Raw genomic sequence first — 17,023 nt, 5'->3', positions numbered from 1 at the left:
ATGCCGGACCCGGGGTTCGGGCCCGGCATTGCGGCTGACCTGTGACATCCCTTACGGGGGCCCTTAAGGGACGGGCAGGTCAGTCGGCGAAGTTGACGCCGAGCAGCGGGGTGCCGGAGCTGGAGATGCCGAGCGTCGAGACGTAGGTGCCGGCCGAGGCGGACAGGGTGTCGTCGGCCTTGGAGGTCAGGGCGTAGACCGCGCCGTTGCCGCCGTTCTCGCCCACGGCGCCGACGATCACGTCGCCGCGGCCGTCGTCGTTGAGGTCGTCGATGTGGACGTCGGAGCCGAAGTTGTCGTTCTTCTCATCGGAGTTGGGGACGCCAGGGGTGTTCTGGCTGTAGAGCTTGGCGCCCGCGCCGGTGATGCCGGAGCCGTCGGCCGCGCCGTAGAGCACGGTGATGGCGCCCGCGTCCGACACTCCGTCGAGGTTCTCGCCGGCGGAGCCGACGACGAGGTCGAGGTGGCCGTCGCCGTTGACGTCGCCGAGGTCGAGCTCGCCGCCGAAGTCGTCGCCGGTCTCACCGCCGCCGGGGACGCCGGAGGTGTCCTGGTCGATGGTCTGGACGGCGGAGGCGACCGGGCCGGTCGCCGAGCCGTGGGCGATCTTGACGGCACCACCCAGCTGGGCGCCGGGGACGCCGGAGTCGGTGTCCCACTCCAGGCCGATGACGACGTCGCCGAAGCCGTCGCCGTCGACGTCGCCGACGTCGGTGATCACACCGGCGGGCAGCTTCACGGCACCGGACGTCCGGATGCCGGTGTTGGAGCCGGGCAGGTAGTAGTTGGCGTTCCAGCCCATGTCGGAGTCGGCCTCGTAGCCGTTCACGAGCAGGTCGTCGATGCCGTCGCCGTTGACGTCGCCGGAGTGCAGGTTGTGGATGCCGACGCCGTCGGTGCCGCTCTGCACGGGAGCCGTCGCGGTGCGCCAGGTTTCGTCGACACTCACCGAGCCGATGTCGATGGTGGCCGAGTTGGGCGTGCCGACGGCGATCTGGTCCGTGCCGACGTCGCCGAAGTCGCCGGCGGCCAGGCGGGCGCCGAAGGCGTCGTGCTTCGAGGCGCGCGGGTCGGTGAGCGTCTTGCCGCTCTTGCCGCCGTTCAGGCCGTTCGCGGAGCCCCACAGGATGGCCGCGGTGCCGCCGTCCTTGTCGGTGCCGACGTCCTCGCCGGGAGTGCCGACGACCAGGTCGTCATAGCCGTCGCCGTTGAAGTCGCCGTAGGCGGTGGCGGAGCCGAAGCCGTCGTTGGTCTCGGCCGAGCCGGGCACGCCGGTGGAGTTCTGGCTGATGGTGACGTGCTTGCCGCCGCCGTACAGGACGCTGACCTGCCCGGCTCCGGCGTGCCCTGCCACATACGCGAGCGGCGCGGACGTGGCGACGTCGGCCAGCCCGTCCCCGTTGAAGTCGGCGTCGGAGGCGGCGACGCCGGTGGTGGCCGCGGTCGCGGTCCCCGCCGTGGCGACGAAGACTCCGCCGGTCAGCGCGGCCGCCGTGGCGGTGGCCATGGCGAGGCGGAGACGGGTCGGGGACGGGGCGGGCGTGCGTCTGTGCTTGGCCATGCGGTTGGCTCCTGCGGGAAGGGGACGCCTGGCGGGTGTCCCGTCAACGGGATGCCGTTCGCCGGGTGTTGGCCGGGAATTGCCCCGGGCATGACTCGGCGTTCGGCTTACAGGAGACCGTTGGTGGGGCAGGAGGGTTGTACGGGGAAGGGGTCGGGTTTTCTCGAGTCAGTTCGAGAAGTCGCGGGTCGGGAAGGACAGTTGCCGGGACGGCGTCGTGGCGCCGGGGACGATCGTCAGGCGGTCGGGGGTGGTCGACTGGAGGGCGGCGTCGATGCGGCCGTCGCCGTCGTAGTCCGCCGCGGCGATCGCGTGGCCCTTCGCCGGGAGGCGGTGGGACCTGCCCGCATGGACCAGGTACGTGGTGTCGGCGTCGGAGACGAGCACGTCGCGGCCGGCCGGCAGCAGCCGGTCCCCGGTGACGTCGAGCGTGCGCCCGCCCAGGCGCAGTCCGTCCTTGCCGAGCACCGCCACCCCGAAGCGCCCGGCCGCGGCAGCCGTGCCGGAGGGGTGCGCGGCGCCCTTCGTGAAGCCGTTCGGCCCGCCCAGGGCCACCGTGGAGCGTGCCGTGCCCGCGTGGGCGCGGATCAGGACGTCGTCGGTGCCGTCGCCGTTCACGTCTGCCGCCGAGCCCGTAGGAACGTTTCCGCCCACCTGTGCGATGCCGGCATCGCCGCGCGGCGCGCCGGCGCGGGTGAACGGGCCGCCGAGGACCGAGAGCCGGCCCCCGCTCCCGTGCACCACCAGGTCGTTCCTGCCGTCGCCGTCGAAGTCCCCGCACACCGGCTGGTCGGGCCACTCGTTGCCGAACCGGGCCCGCGCCGGGATCTTCAGCGTGACGCCCTTGCCGGTGATCCCGGTGGGCGAGCCGAAGAGGATCTGGAGCGGGACCGGCGGCATGCCCTGGCCGTCGTAGGGAGGGTCGGTGGAGACCACGAGGTCGGCGTAGCCGTCCCGGTCGAGGTCGCAGCTCGCCTCCGAGGCGAACGTCGCCGGGGCCTGCCCCTTGGTCCGCGCCGCGTACTTCGCCGGGGTCAGCAACTGCCGGGTCGCGGCGACGAGTCCGTGGCCCTTGCGGCCGTAGACGACGCCGATGCCGGGGTCGTCGCCGAGCCCGTCGTGCGCGAGGTCGTCGATGACGAGGTCGGGGGCACCGTCGCCGTTGAAGTCGGTGGGGAGCTTGCTTCCCTTGCCGCGCGGGATCGGCAGCGGCGCGCTCCGCTGCTGCTTGCCCGCCACGGTCGCGGGGCGGCGGCCGGCAGCGTCGTCGTGGCCGCCGCACGCCGTGAGCGCCGCGGCGAGCAGTACGGCGCACAGCACTCCGCCGCTTCTTCTTATGTGATCCGGCATCAACAACGCCCCCGCCCGTCCCATGAGTTCACAACGTCCACACATGATGGCAGGACGGGGGACGGGGCCGTCAGCGCAGGGACGTACCGAACGAGATGCCCGCACCCGGCAGGCCGAAGTCCGCGCCGTTGAACGAGGTCACGCCCGTCGTCGTCAGGTAGGGCGACGAGCCCCGCAGCACCGTGACGGCGCCCGCGTCGGCGGCCGGGCCGATGTCCTCGCCGGACGCGGCGACGGACAGGTCCGCGCGGCCGCCCCCGTTGATGTCCTTCAGCCGTACGGTCGACCCGAAGCGGTCGCCCGGCTCCGCGACGCCCGGCACCCCGGCGGTGTCCTGGTGGTAGGAGCGGCCCGCGGTGATGTAGCCCTTGCCGCCCTTGAGGACGACGGCCGAGCCGGTGCCCGCGACGCCGTCGACGGTCTCGCCGGGTGCGCCGACCGCGACCTCGTCGTAGCCGTCGCCGTCCACGTCGCCGACGGCCACGGACGCGCCGAACCGGTCCCCGGCCTCGCTCGCTCCCGGTATTCCGTCGCTGTCCTGGGTGACCTTGTCCATGCCCTCCATCTCGTCGGTGAAGATGGTGGAGCCGCCGTAGAACACCCAGACCGAGTTCTCGTCGGCCTGGCCGGTGACGAGGTCCGGGTAGCCGTCGCCGTTCACGTCGCCGGTGGCGGCGGCCTCGGTGGTGGAGCCGGCGTACTGTCCGTCGATCCGGCCGGAGGAGTAGCCGATGTCGCCGGGCCCGCCGTTGACCCATCCCGTGTAGGGGCTGCCGTCGGCGTGCTTGCCGTAGAGGACGTACGTGTACGTCCTGCCGACGCCCGTGCCGTGGAACTGGTCGGCGGTGAGGCCCTCCAGGGTGACGTCGGCCGGTACGAACTCGACCTCCGGCGCGTAGGCGTCCTCGGGCTTGTTGGAGTCGGAGTACCACCAGAACTTCTTGGCGCTGACGGCGGCGAGCTGCGCGTGGTCGTCGCCGTCGAGGTCGACGAAGACGGCGCTCTCGCCGAAGCGCCGGTCGTCGGCGGAGGGCGCGTGGTAGACGGTGGCGCCCTTGGTGAAGCCGTTCGCGCCGCCCCACACGACGTTCAAGGAGCCGCTCGCCCAGTCGGTGACCTGCTCGCCGGGGGCGCCGACGATCAGGTCGGCGTATCCGTCGCCGTTGACGTCACCGCTGGTGACGTTCTCCCCGAACTCGTCCTCCTTCTCGGTGGTTCCGGGTACGCCGGAGGTCTCCTGCGTGATGGTCACGGCCTTGCCGGGGCCCACGCCGGACGCCGAACCGAACGTCACCGTCACGGCGTTGGCCTTCGGCGTACCGATGGCGAGGTCGCGGTACCCGTCGCCGTTGAAGTCGTCCTTGAGGGTCGTCGCGGCGGACGCGGTCCCCGCGAGGGGGAGGGTGAGGCCGCCCGCGGTCAGGGCGATTTTCTTGAGGCGCACGTCAACTCCAGCGTTGGGTGAGGCAGTTGTCATCCGTCGTCCGCTGGTGTGACGGCTGGGGGCCGGTGAATGGTTGTACGCGGGCGACCGGCCCCCGTCGTCGCTCAGTCGTCGATCGCCGACCCGAAACGTGCGTCCAAGGACGGAGCGGACAGTGCCCCGGCCCCGTACGTCCACGAACCGGCCGCCGTGACCCCGCCGGATCCCGCGGAGAACACCCACACCACGCCGTCGTTGGTGTTCTCGCCGGGCGCCGCCGCGAGGAGGCCGAACCGGCCGTCGTCGTTGGGGTCGGTGAAGGAGACCTGGCCGCCGAACTTGTCGCCCTTCTCGGCCGCGCCGGGGACGTCCGCCGAGTTCTGGTTGAAGTCCCGTACGTCGCTGGTCCGCAGGCCGAGGGCTGAGCCCCGCATCACCCACACCGCGCCTGCGTCGGTGACCGTCCCGATGTCCTCGCCGGGCGCGCCGATCGCGACGTCGGCGAAGCCGTCGCCGTTCGTGTCGCCGACGGACAGGTCGGCGCCCCAGGCGTCGCCCTTCTCGGCGGTGCCGGGCACGGCGTCGGTGTCCTGGTTCCACCACTGCGGTTCCCCGGTGAGGCCCGAGGCGGAGCCGTAGTGGACGCCGACCATGCCGCCGGTCGTCCACGGGCCGTCGTCGTCGGGGCTGTTCGGCTCGCCGGTGACGAGGTCGTCCTTGCCGTCGCCGTTGACGTCTCCGGAGGCGGCGACGGGGCCGCCGCGCAGCGTGAGGTTGGGCAGCGGTTCGGCGTCGGAGGCCGTGCCGGGGATGACGTACGACCAGCCGTCGCCGGACTCGTCGCCGACGGAGAGGCCGGACACGACGAGGTCGGCGAAGCCGTTGGCGTCGTAGTCGCCGGTGGTCAGGGACTTGGGCTGGATGCCGGTCGGCGCGGCCAGGGTGGCGGCGCGTGCGGTGGCGCTCGGCGCCTTGCCCTTGGGGGCCTTGGCCTTCGGGGCCTTGGGCGCGAAGTTCGTCCGGGAGTCGCGGACCAGGTTCTTTCCGACGCCACCCGCGCCGCCCGCGCCCGCGGTGGATCTGGCGGCGGGTGCGGCCTCGTAGCGGAAGACCGTGAGGCCGACCGAGTCGAGAACGGCGAGCAGGTCGCCGTCGCCGCCGTCGGTGAAGCGGGCGGCGGCGAGCGAAGAGCCGAGCCCCCGGCCCGCTGCGGGTTCGTCGGCCTTGACCACTGTGCTGGCGCTGCCGACGAGGCCCTTGGCGCTGCCCCACAGGACGACGCCGCCGCCCGAGTCGGTGACTGTGCCGATGTCCTCGCCGGGCACACCGACGATCGCGTCGTCGTAGCCGTCGCCGTCGAGGTCGCCGGTGGCGACGGCCTGCCCGAACGCGTCGCCCTTCTCCGCGGCGCCGGGCACCCCGGCGGTGTTCTGGCTGAACACGGCGGCGCGGGACGTCCCCATCCCGCTCTTGGCGCCGTACTGGACGGTGACGATTCCGGCCCCGGCGTGCCCGCCGACGGTGGCCCCGGGGGCGCCGACGAGCACGTCGTCGTAGCCGTCGCCGTTGAAGTCGGTGTTGCGGTCGTTCGCGCGGGTGCCACCGGGAGTGCCCGCGTACGCGGACGGGGCGGCGGCGATGTACGTACCGGCGAGAAGAAGGAACGAGGCCGCCGCGAGGGCGGCCGGACGGTTCTTGCGCACGTGCGGCTCCTTGGCTGCAGGAAGACCGGGCAGCGCGGGGGGACGCCGGAAAGGGCCCGTTCCTTGTCCGGCGCACCGTTTGACACGGGATCGGCCGCAAGGGTTGTACGGGGCAGAACAACAAAAGAGGGCACCCCGTTGTGACGGGGTGCCCTCAAGTGTCGTGTGGGACGGGTTACTTGACCGGCTCCGGCTCCGGGGCGTCCTCGGTCTCCGCCTCACCGGCCGGGTCGACCGGCGTCTTGACGGAGTCGAGCAGCAGCTGCGCGACGTCGACGACCGTGATCGATTCCTTGGCCTTGCCGTCGTTCTTCTTGCCGTTGACCGAGTCGGTCAGCATGACGAGGCAGAACGGGCAGGCGGTGGAGACGATGTCCGGGTTCAGGCTCAGCGCCTCATCAACACGCTCGTTGTTGATGCGCTTGCCGATCCGCTCCTCCATCCACATCCGGGCACCACCGGCGCCGCAGCAGAAGCCGCGCTCCTTGTGGCGGTGCATCTCCTCGTTCCGCACGCCCGGGACGCTGGCGATGATCTCGCGCGGCGGGGAGTAGATCTTGTTGTGGCGGCCCAGGTAGCACGGGTCGTGGTACGTGATGATGCCCTCGACCGGCGTGACCGGCGTCAGCTTGCCCTCGTCGACCAGGTGCTGGAGCAGCTGCGTGTGGTGGATTACCTCGTAATCCCCGCCGATCTGCGGGTACTCCTTGCCGATCGTGTTGAGGCAGTGCGGGCAGGTCGCGACGATCTTCTTGGCCGTCCGGGGCTTCCTGGACTCCTCGGTGACCTTGCCGTCCTCGTCGTACTCCTCGCCGAAGGCCATGTTCAGGGACATGACGTTCTCCTGGCCGAGCTGCTGGAACAGCGGCTCGTTGCCGAGGCGGCGGGCGGAGTCACCGGTGCACTTCTCGTCGCCGCCCATGATCGCGAACTTCACGCCCGCGATGTTGAGGAGCTCGGCGAAGGCCTTGGTGGTCTTCTTCGCGCGGTCCTCCAGGGCGCCGGCGCAGCCGACCCAGTAGAGGTACTCGACCTCGGTGAGGTCCTCGATGTCCTTGCCGACGACCGGCACCTCGAAGTCGAGCTCCTTGAGCCACTCCAGGCGCTGCTTCTTCGCCAGGCCCCAGGGGTTGCCCTTCTTCTCCAGGTTCTTGAGCATCGTGCCCGCCTCGGACGGGAACGCGGACTCGATCATCACCTGGTAGCGGCGCATGTCGACGATGTGGTCGATGTGCTCGATGTCGACCGGGCACTGCTCGACGCAGGCGCCGCAGGTGGTGCAGGACCACAGGACGTCCGGGTCGATGACGCCGTTCTCCTCGTGCGTGCCGATCAGCGGGCGCTCGGCCTCCGCGAGGGCGGCGGCGGGCACGTCCTTGAGCTGCTCCTCGGTCGCCTGCTCGTTGCCCTCCATGTCCTTGCCGCCACCGGCGAGCAGGTACGGGGCCTTGGCGTGCGCGTGGTCGCGCAGCGACATGATGAGCAGCTTCGGGGAGAGCGGCTTGCCGGTGTTCCACGCGGGGCACTGCGACTGGCAGCGCCCGCACTCGGTGCAGGTGGAGAAGTCCAGCAGGCCCTTCCAGGAGAACTGCTCGACCTGAGAGACGCCGAAGGTGTCGTCCTCGCCCGGGTCCTCGAAGTCGATCTCCTTGCCGCCCGAGGTCATCGGCAGCAGCGCGCCCAGCGAGACGTCGCCGTCCGCGTTGCGCTTGAACCAGATGTTCGGGAAGGCCAGGAAGCGGTGCCAGGCGACACCCATGTCGGTCTTCAGGGCGACCGTGATCATCCAGATGAACGAGGTCGCGATCTTCAGCCCGGCGAAGAAGTACGTGAGGGTCTGGAGCGTGGAGACGTCCAGGCCCGAGAGCGCGTTCACGACCGGGTACGAGATGAAGAACGACGCCTCGTAGCTGTCGACGTGGTGCTGGGCGCCTTCGAGGGCGTGCAGCATGAAGATGCAGACGCCGACGATGAGGATGACGGCCTCGACGAAGTACGCCTGGCCGAAGTTGGAGCCCGCGAAGCGGGACTTGCGGCCCGGCTTGTCCGGCCTGCTGAGCTGGCGGATCACGATGAGTACGGCGATGCCGAGGACCGTCATCGTGCCGATGAACTCGACGAAGATGTTGTACGGCGCCCATTCGCCGATGATCGGCAGCAGCCAGTCGGCCTTGAACAGCTGGCCGATGGCGTTGACGATCGTCAGCAGCAGCGAGAAGAAGCCCACCGCCACGAACCAGTGCGCGACGCCGACGATGCCCCACTTGTTCATGCGGGTGTGGCCGAGGAACTCCTTGGCCACGGTGACGGTGCGCTGCACGGGTTCATCGGTGCGAGTACCTGCGGGTACGTTCTGACCGAGCCGCATGAAGTGGTAGATCTGCAGGAGGGCACGGACGAACAGTGCCGCGCCGACCACGATCGTAACCAGCGACACGATGATCGCGGCGAGTTGCATTGGGGGCTCCTCGGGCCTGCGAGGGAAGTCTTCTCGGGAACGGTCATTACTAAGCGGTAACTTAGGTTGTCCGTCTGAGACTACCCACTTACCCGGACGCAATGTAGTCGCCGGGTTGGTGATCTGTGTCGCCCAGGTAACCCTGTGCGGGGCCATGTGGGGCGCCAAAGCGGATCGTGTTATTCACCCCATATTTGGACATAACGGAATAACTTATGGGGATGAGCGCACCGTCGACCACTGCATCCTCCACTTATCTGGTCACCGGAGGCGCGGGCTTCGTCGGCTCGCACCTCACCGATGCGCTGCTCGCCCAGGGACACACCGTGGTCGTTCTCGACGACCTGTCCACGGGCGACCGCGCCAACCTCGCCGCCGCGTGGCCCAGCCCCCGGCTCCGCTTCGTGCGCGGCTCGGCCCTCGACGCCCGGCTCGTCGCCGAACTCGCGGGCCGCTGCGAGGTGGTGGTCCACCTGGCGCCCGAGGGTGCGGGCCCCGTCGCCGAGGCCGCCCGGCGGCACGGCCGCCGGCTGCTCGCCGTCGCCGACGGTGACGACGACCGGGGCCGGGACCGGGATCAGGTTCAGGGGCAGGCTGAGGAAACGATCCTGGTACGCCTCCGGCACACCGCAGGCCCGCGCCAGTCCGCCGCGTCCGGCGCCGTCCTGCCCTGCCTCGCCGAACAGGCCGTCGCGGGCCTGCCGCTCACCGTCCACGGCGACGGCACCCGGCGGCTGCGCCTCACCCACGTCGCCGACACCGTCGACGCGCTGCTGCGACTGCTCGCCGAGCCGGTCGCGGCCGGGCGTGTCTTCGACGTCGGCGCCGCGCAGGAGACCGCCGTCGCCGACCTCGCGGGCGTCGTCGTCGAACGCTCCGGCACCTCCTCCCCGCTCCGCTTCGTCCCGTACGAGGAGGGGAGCGGGGAGGCGCGCGATCCGGATCCCGGGCCGCTGCGCGAACTCACCGGCTGGGAGCCCGCGTTGGGGCTCCTCGACATCGTGGACGCGGCCCTCGTCGACGCGGGCGGCGCGTTCGGCGTGGTCACCACCGCCGCGGCCGGGGTCTGAGCATGAGGGTCGCGGTCGTCCACGGTTTCGGCGCTCCGGGCGGCGAGGACGAGGCCGTCCTCAACCAGGTCGCCGCGCTCACCCGCGCCGGGCACGAGGTGCGCCTCGTCCCGGCGAACGGCCGTGGCCGCGGCCCCCTCGCCACGCTGCGCGCCTTCGGCCCGGACGTCGTGCACGTCCACAACCTGTTCCGCGCCTTCGGCCGCGCCTGGGTCACCGAGTGGACGGGCCCGGTGGTCGCCACCCTGCGGCACGGCCCGCACCGGGGCTCCCGCCTCGCCGCGTTGCAGTTCCCGTGGGCGGCGCGCGGCGGGCTGCGGCAGGACCCGCTGCTGCGGCGGGCCGACGGTCTCATGGTGCTCTCGGAGGCGAGCCGGGACGCGTGCGCGCGCGCCGGGCTGCCCAGGGAACGCCTCGACGTGGTGCCCGACTTCGTGCCGACCGTGGCGGAACCCGAGGCCGCGGCGGGGCGCGACGGGGCGGGCGACGCCTGGGTGTGCGTCGGGCGGCTCGCGCCGGAGCGGGGCGTGCTCGAACTGCTGCGCCGCTGGCCCGCGGGCCAGCGGCTCGACGTGATCGGGGCCGGGCCGCTGGCGGCGCGCTGCCGGGCGGCGGCGCCCGCGTCGGTGCGGCTGCGCGGGGCCGTGGGGCGGGACGAGCTCAGGCGGGCGCTGCCGGGGTACCGGGGGCTCGTGCTGCCGGGGCGGGAGGCGCGCAGGGCGGTGCCGCTCGTGTACGCGGAGGCGCTCGCGGCGGGGCTGCCGGTGCTGGCCTTCGAGGGGGCCGGGACGTCGGCGGTGCCGCGAGCCGTACGGTCCGAGGGCACGGGTGTGGTCACGACCCCGGACGCGTATCTGCCCGATGCGCTCGACGTGGCCGCCAAGGTCTTCCCGACGCTGCGCGAGCACTGCCGTGCCGTGTACGCGAAGCGGTACGGGGAAGCCGTGTGGCTCGAGCGCACGGAGCGCCTGTACGCCGGGCTGTCGGCGTAAGCGACGCCGCTGGGCGGGCACGGGACCCGCCCACCTCCACCGCCGGTCCCCGGGTGGCACTCGTAAAACACCAGGTCAGGTTCGCCCCAGCTTCGCCATGCCGATAAAGGCAGGATAAAAGTTGAGTGCCTGTGACTCAGGTCTGTTGACGGCGAGGGGGGAGGTGTTGCAGTCTTGAGCCAGTTCCACTCAAGTAGGTAGCTGGAGGAATCGAAATGGCACGTGCGGTCGGCATCGACCTGGGCACGACTAACTCCGTCGTCAGCGTTCTGGAGGGCGGTGAGCCCACCGTCATCGCGAACGCCGAGGGCGCCAGGACCACGCCGTCCGTCGTCGCTTTCGCGAAGAACGGCGAAGTTCTGGTCGGCGAGGTCGCCAAGCGCCAGGCGGTCACGAACGTGGACCGGACCATCCGCTCGGTGAAGCGCCACATGGGCACCGACTGGAAGATCGATCTGGACGGGAAGGACTTCAACCCGCAGCAGATCTCGGCGTTCATCCTGCAGAAGCTGAAGCGCGACGCGGAGTCCTACCTCGGCGAGAAGGTCACGGACGCGGTCATCACCGTCCCGGCCTACTTCAACGACTCGGAGCGCCAGGCGACGAAGGAAGCCGGCGAGATCGCGGGCATGAACGTCCTGCGCATCGTCAACGAGCCGACGTCCGCGGCCCTGGCCTACGGCCTGGACAAGGACGACCAGACCATCCTGGTCTTCGACCTCGGTGGCGGTACGTTCGACGTCTCGCTCCTGGAGATCGGCGACGGCGTCGTCGAGGTGAAGGCCACGAACGGCGACAACCAGCTCGGCGGTGACGACTGGGACCAGCGCGTCGTCGACTACCTGGTCAAGCAGTTCAACAACGGCCACGGCGTGGACCTGGGCAAGGACAAGATGGCGCTCCAGCGCCTGCGCGAGGCCGCCGAGAAGGCGAAGATCGAGCTGTCCTCCTCCACGGAGACCACGATCAACCTGCCGTACATCACGGCGTCCGCCGAGGGTCCGCTGCACCTGGACGAGAAGCTCACGCGCGCCCAGTTCCAGCAGCTGACGTCCGACCTTCTGGAGCGCTGCAAGACGCCGTTCCACAACGTCATCAAGGACGCGGGCATCAACCTCTCCGAGATCGACCACGTCGTTCTCGTCGGTGGCTCGACCCGTATGCCGGCCGTCGCCGAGCTGGTCAAGGAACTGACCGCGGGCAACGAGGCCAACAAGGGCGTCAACCCGGACGAGGTCGTCGCCATCGGCGCCGCCCTGCAGGCCGGTGTCCTCAAGGGCGAGGTCAAGGACGTCCTGCTCCTCGACGTCACCCCGCTGTCCCTCGGTATCGAGACCAAGGGCGGCATCATGACCAAGCTCATCGAGCGGAACACCACGATTCCGACGAAGCGCTCCGAGATCTTCACGACGGCCGAGGACAACCAGCCGTCGGTGCAGATCCAGGTCTACCAGGGCGAGCGCGAGATCGCGGCGTACAACAAGAAGCTCGGGATGTTCGAGCTGACCGGTCTGCCGCCGGCCCCGCGCGGTGTCCCGCAGGTCGAGGTCGCCTTCGACATCGACGCCAACGGCATCATGCACGTCACGGCCAAGGACCTTGGCACGGGCAAGGAGCAGAAGATGACCGTCACCGGTGGCTCCTCGCTGCCGAAGGACGAGGTCAACCGGATGCGCGAAGAGGCCGAGAAGTACGCGGACGAGGACCACGCCCGCCGCGAGGCCGCCGAGTCCCGCAACCAGGGCGAGCAGCTCGTCTACCAGACGGAGAAGTTCCTCAAGGACAACGAGGAGAAGGTTCCCGCCGAGGTCAAGACCGAGGTCGAGGAGGCCGTCACCGAGCTGAAGGAGAAGCTCAAGGGCGACGACTCGGCCGAGATCCGCACCGCGACCGAGAAGGTCGCCGCCGTCTCGCAGAAGCTGGGCCAGGCCATGTACGCCGACGCCCAGGCCGCCGGCGCCGAGGCCCCGCAGGGTGACGCCCCGCAGGGTGACGCCAAGGCCGACGACGACGTCGTCGACGCCGAGATCGTCGACGAGGACAAGGACCGCAAGGACGGTGCCGCGTGACCGAGGAGACCCCGGGCTTCAGCGAGAGCGAAGAGCCTGAAGTCCCCTCCGGCGCCACCCCTGACGACGCCGAGCCGAAGGCCGCCACCTCGCCCGAGAAGGGCGAGGGGGCGGCCCCGGCCGGGGACTCAGCCGCTTCCGCTTCGGATGTGGCCCTGACCGCGCAGCTGGACCAGGTGCGTACCGCGCTCAACGAGCGCACCGCGGACCTCCAGCGCCTTCAGGCCGAGTACCAGAACTACCGGCGCCGTGTGGAGCGGGACCGTGTCACGGTCAAGGAGATCGCCGTCGCGAACCTCCTGACCGAGCTGCTTCCCGTTCTCGACGACATCGGCCGTGCCCGCGAGCACGGCGAGCTCGTCGGCGGCTTCAAGTCGGTGGCCGAATCCACGGAGACGGTCGCCGCGAAGATGGGCCTTCAGCAGTTCGGCAAGGAGGGCGAGCCCTTCGACCCGACCGTGCACGAGGCCCTGATGCACTCCTACGCACCGGACGTCACCGAGACGACCTGCGTGGCGATCCTGCAGCCGGGCTACCGGATCGGCGAGCGCACCATCCGTCCCGCGCGCGTGGCCGTGGCAGAGCCGCAGCCGGGCGTGAAGGCGGACGAGGCGGCCGACAAGGATGCCGAGAAGGAGAACGGTGGCCCGGAAGAGGGCTGACGTCACACACACGGGTAAGGAGGGACGTCGAGGCCGATGAGCACCAAGGACTTCATCGAGAAGGACTACTACAAGGTCCTCGGCGTCCCCAAGGACGCCACCGACGCCGAGATCAAGAAGGCGTACCGCAAGCTCGCCCGCGAGAACCACCCCGACGCCAACAAGGGCAACGACAAGGCGGAGGAGCGCTTCAAGGAGATCTCCGAGGCGAACGACATCCTCGGTGACCCCAAGAAGCGCAAGGAGTACGACGAGGCGCGCGCCCTGTTCGGCAGCGGCGGGTTCCGTCCGGGACCCGGCGGCGCCGGCGGCAACGGCTCGTTCAACTTCGACCTGGGCGACCTCTTCGGAGGCGGCGCCCAGGGCCAGGGCGGTCCGGGCGGCTTCGGCGGCGGCATCGGCGATGTGTTCGGCGGCCTGTTCAACCGGGGCGGCGCGGGCGCGGGCACGCGTACGCAGCCGCGCCGGGGCCAGGACATCGAGTCCGAGGTGACGCTCAGCTTCACCGAGGCGGTCGACGGGGCCACGGTCCCGCTGCGGATGTCCTCCCAGGCCCCCTGCAAGGCGTGCTCCGGCACCGGCGACGCGAACGGCACACCGCGCGTGTGCCCGACCTGCGTCGGCACCGGACAGGTCTCGCGGGGCGGCGGTGGCGGCTTCTCCCTCACCGACCCGTGCGTGGACTGCAAGGGCCGCGGCCTGATCGCCGAGACCCCGTGCGACAGCTGCAAGGGCAGCGGGCGGGCCAAGTCCTCCCGCACCATGCAGGTCAGGATCCCGGCCGGGGTCTCCGACGGCCAGCGCATCCGCCTTCGCGGCAAGGGTGCGCCGGGCGAGCGGGGCGGCCCGGCGGGCGACCTGTACGTCGTCGTGCACGTGGACGCCCACCCGGTCTTCGGCCGCAAGGGCGACAACCTCACGGTCACCGTCCCGGTGACCTTCACCGAGGCGTCGCTCGGCGGCGAGGTCAAGGTGCCCACGCTCGGCGGCCCGCCGGTCACCCTGAAGCTGCCCCCGGGCACGCCGAACGGGCGGACGATGCGGGCCCGCGGCAAGGGCGCCGTCCGCAAGGACGGCACGCGCGGCGACCTGCTGGTCACCGTCGAGGTGGCCGTCCTGAAGGACCTTTCGGAGGACGCCCGCAGCGCCCTCGAGTCGTACCGCAAGGCGACTGAGGACACCGACGTGCGGGCAGAACTGTTCAAGGCCGCGAAGGGAGCGTGAGGGTGATGGACGGGCAGCCGGGTCGTCGGCGCAGCAATCCGTACGAACTGACCGACGAGACGCCGGTGTACGTCATTTCGGTGGCGGCACAGCTGTCCGGCCTGCACCCGCAGACCCTGCGCCAGTACGACCGCCTCGGCCTGGTCTCGCCCGACCGCACGGCCGGGCGCGGCCGGCGCTATTCGGCCCGCGACATCGAACTGCTGCGCACCGTCCAGCAGTTGTCGCAGGCCGAGGGCATCAACCTGGCCGGCATCAAGCGCATCATCGAGCTGGAGAACCAGGTCGCCGCGCTGCAGTCCCGCGTGGCCGAACTCTCCTCGGCAGTGGAGAGCGCGGCCTCCGCGATCCAGCAGCGCGAGGCGGCGGTGCACGCCTCGTACCGCCGGGACCTGGTCCCGTACCAGGAGGTCCAGCAGACGAGCGCGCTGGTGGTGTGGCGGCCCAAGCGGTCGTCGGAACAGTAGTCCGCACGCATGCGTGAGGGCCCCGGAGGCGTTGTCTCCGGGGCCCTTTCGCATGCCGCAGGATGGTGTGCATGACCGAGATCCGCACCCCCCGCCTCCTGCTCCGTCGCTGGAACCCCGACGACGACCTCGCCCCGCTCGCCGACATCCAGTCCGACCCCGCCGTCATGCGCCGCATCGGCGACGGCGCGCCGCGGTCCCTCGACGGGACCGCCGAGGACATCGAGCGCTGGGAGGAGGAGTGGGACGACGAGGGCTTCGGGGTGTTCGCCGTGGAGCTGCTCGGCTCCGGCGAGCTGGCGGGTGCCGTCGGACTGTACGTACCGGAGACTCCGCCGCAGGTGGCGGGGCACGTCGGTGTCCAGTGGCGGCTCGGCCGGCAGTTCTGGGGGCAGGGGTACGCCTCGGAGGCGGCGCAGGCCACCTTGGAGTTCGCCCTCCAGGACCGGGGCATCGACCGGGTCGTCGCGGTCACCGCGGTGGACGACGCGTCGTCGCTGAAGGTCGTCCACAAGCTGGGGATGACCTCGCTGCCCGGCGAGGCGGAGGGCGGTCTGCGGGTGCACGCGATCGACCTGACCGAGTTCGAGGCCTGAGCGGGCCGAGCGACCCGATCATCCTGTGAAGCTCCTGTGTGGCTCGCGGGAAGGTGTCCGGTATTCGCCGTCTTCGGCTTCATGTGAAGAAGTAATGGATCCGTTTTCGTTGCGGTGTGGCTTCACCTCTTGACGGTCCAGGAGCGGGCGAGTTGGCTTCGAGCCACCTCGGCCGCACCGTCGCGGCCACGTCAGGGAGGTATCCGCACATGAACACGCGTATGCGTTGTGCCGCCATGGCCGGCGCCGCATCCGTCCTGGTCGTCTCGCTCTCGGCCTGCGGTGGCGTGCTGCCGGGCGACGACAGCGAGCCGAGCGTGGCCGCCAGCAAGGGGGACGACGTCACGATCGGTCTGCTGCTCCCGGAGAAGGAGACCGCCCGCTACGAGAAGTTCGACCAGCCCATCTTCGAGCGCCAGGTGGCGAAGCTGACGCACGGCAAGGGCAAGCTGGTCTACGCCAACGCGAAGCAGAACGCGTCCCTCCAGCGCACGCAGCTCCAGGAGATGATCGACGCGAAGGTCGACACGGTCGTCGTCGACGCCGTGGACGCCAAGGGCATCGCCCCGGCCGTGCGCAAGGCGAAGGACGCGGGGATCCATGTCGTCGCGTACGACCGGCTCGCCCAGGGCCCCGTCGACGCCTACGTCGGCTTCGACAACGGGCTCGTCGGCCAGACCCAGGGCAAGGCGCTGATCTCCGCCCTCGGCGGCACCAAGGCCACCAAGCGCGACAAGATCGTGATGATCAACGGCTCGCCCGACGACCCCAACGCCGCACAGTTCAAGAGCGCCGCCCGCGCGGAGCTGGGCAACGCCGTGACCGTCGCGAAGTCCTACGACACCGCGGGCTGGAAGCCGTCCAACGCCAAGGCCAACATGGCGCAGGCCGTCAACGCGCTCGGCGTGGACAACATCGCGGGCGTGTACGTCGCCAACGACGGGATGGCCGGCGGCGTGATCGACGCGCTGAAGGAGGTCGGTGTCCGCAAGATGCCGCCGATCACCGGGCAGGACGCCGAACTCGCCGCCGTGCAGCGGATTCTGACCGGCGAGCAGTACATGAGCGTCTACAAGCCGTACCCGGACGAGGCGCAGACCGCCGCCGAGATGGCGGTGCGGGTCTCGCAGGGGCGCACCATCGAGTTCGAGGCGCTGGCGATGGACCGCACCGACAGCCCGACCGACAAGCAGATCAGGACGGCGAGCGTCAGCGTCGTCGCGCTCACCAAGGACAACATCAAGAGCACCGTCGTCAAGGACAAGATCTTCACGGTGTCGCAGATCTGCACGCCGAAGTACGCACAGGCCTGCGCGGAGGCCGGGTTGAAGTAGCCCACCCGTACGGCGTGACCGGCTAGGGCCTGTCGTTTGGATCAGGCCGGGCTCGCGGGGCCTGGCACGCACGCTCGCGGCGTTGTCGTCGGTCGACGACGCTCCGCGTCGCCT

At 70.7% G+C, this 17,023-nt stretch carries 13 protein-coding genes; 8 read left to right on the top strand and 5 right to left on the bottom strand.

The genetic code is table 11. From position 1 onward, the window contains the following. Nucleotides 1-79 precede the first annotated feature (79 nt). From ACIA8D_RS39250 to ACIA8D_RS39230, 5 genes are all read right to left on the bottom strand, one after another. Nucleotides 80-1,561, bottom strand: a complete 1,482-nt coding sequence (locus ACIA8D_RS39250; protein WP_399239850.1) for an FG-GAP repeat protein — start codon at nt 1,559-1,561, stop codon at nt 80-82. A 168-nt stretch (nt 1,562-1,729) separates the two neighbouring features. Further along, nucleotides 1,730-2,881, bottom strand: coding sequence for an FG-GAP repeat domain-containing protein (locus ACIA8D_RS39245; protein WP_399239848.1), 1,152 nt, complete (start codon nt 2,879-2,881; stop codon nt 1,730-1,732). 100 nt (nt 2,882-2,981) lie between these two features. Further along, nucleotides 2,982-4,355 carry an FG-GAP repeat protein gene (locus ACIA8D_RS39240; protein WP_399239846.1) on the bottom strand — a complete coding sequence of 458 codons (1,374 nt, stop codon included), beginning with the start codon at nt 4,353-4,355 and terminating at the stop codon, nt 2,982-2,984. A 104-nt stretch (nt 4,356-4,459) separates the two neighbouring features. Then, complete coding sequence (locus tag ACIA8D_RS39235; RefSeq protein WP_399239844.1) at nt 4,460-6,037, bottom strand: esterase; 1,578 nt, start codon at nt 6,035-6,037, stop codon at nt 4,460-4,462. A 175-nt stretch (nt 6,038-6,212) separates the two neighbouring features. Then, complete coding sequence (locus tag ACIA8D_RS39230; RefSeq protein WP_399239842.1) at nt 6,213-8,495, bottom strand: (Fe-S)-binding protein; 2,283 nt, start codon at nt 8,493-8,495, stop codon at nt 6,213-6,215. 221 nt (nt 8,496-8,716) lie between these two features. Between ACIA8D_RS39230 and ACIA8D_RS39225 the strand changes: the two genes are divergently transcribed. The 8 genes from ACIA8D_RS39225 (at nt 8,717) to ACIA8D_RS39190 (ending at nt 16,909) form a co-directional block, all read left to right on the top strand. Next, the gene (locus tag ACIA8D_RS39225; RefSeq protein ID WP_399239840.1) at nt 8,717-9,565 is read left to right on the top strand and encodes an NAD-dependent epimerase/dehydratase family protein; all 849 of its coding nucleotides are present in this window, start codon (nt 8,717-8,719) and stop codon (nt 9,563-9,565) included. Nucleotides 9,566-9,567: 2 nt separating this feature from the next. Further along, complete coding sequence (locus ACIA8D_RS39220) at nt 9,568-10,557, top strand: glycosyltransferase family 4 protein (RefSeq protein WP_399239838.1); 990 nt, start codon at nt 9,568-9,570, stop codon at nt 10,555-10,557. 215 nt (nt 10,558-10,772) lie between these two features. Continuing rightward, entirely contained in the window at nt 10,773-12,626 is a 1,854-nt protein-coding gene (gene dnaK / locus ACIA8D_RS39215) for a molecular chaperone DnaK (protein WP_399239836.1), read from the top strand. Further along, nucleotides 12,623-13,288, top strand: coding sequence for a nucleotide exchange factor GrpE (gene grpE / locus ACIA8D_RS39210; RefSeq protein WP_399239834.1), 666 nt, complete (start codon nt 12,623-12,625; stop codon nt 13,286-13,288). The genes dnaK and grpE overlap by 4 nt, the downstream gene beginning before the upstream one ends. 36 nt (nt 13,289-13,324) lie before the next feature. Then, nucleotides 13,325-14,512, top strand: a complete 1,188-nt coding sequence (dnaJ, locus tag ACIA8D_RS39205; RefSeq protein ID WP_399239832.1) for a molecular chaperone DnaJ — start codon at nt 13,325-13,327, stop codon at nt 14,510-14,512. A gap of 5 nt (nt 14,513-14,517) precedes the next feature. Continuing rightward, nucleotides 14,518-14,979: a heat shock protein transcriptional repressor HspR gene (locus ACIA8D_RS39200; protein ID WP_399239830.1), complete on the top strand. Its 462-nt coding sequence runs from the start codon at nt 14,518-14,520 to the stop codon at nt 14,977-14,979. 71 nt (nt 14,980-15,050) lie between these two features. Beyond that, entirely contained in the window at nt 15,051-15,575 is a 525-nt protein-coding gene (locus ACIA8D_RS39195) for a GNAT family N-acetyltransferase (protein WP_399239828.1), read from the top strand. Between the two features lie 209 nt (nt 15,576-15,784). Next, nucleotides 15,785-16,909: a sugar ABC transporter substrate-binding protein gene (locus ACIA8D_RS39190; protein WP_399239826.1), complete on the top strand. Its 1,125-nt coding sequence runs from the start codon at nt 15,785-15,787 to the stop codon at nt 16,907-16,909. Nucleotides 16,910-17,023 lie beyond the last annotated feature (114 nt).

It is taken from the genome of Streptomyces sp. NPDC051684 (assembly GCF_044453445.1).
GTDB lineage: Bacteria > Actinomycetota > Actinomycetes > Streptomycetales > Streptomycetaceae > Streptomyces.
The sequence above is the reverse complement of the archived record's forward strand: the minus strand, read 5'-3'. Positions and strand labels throughout refer to the sequence as shown.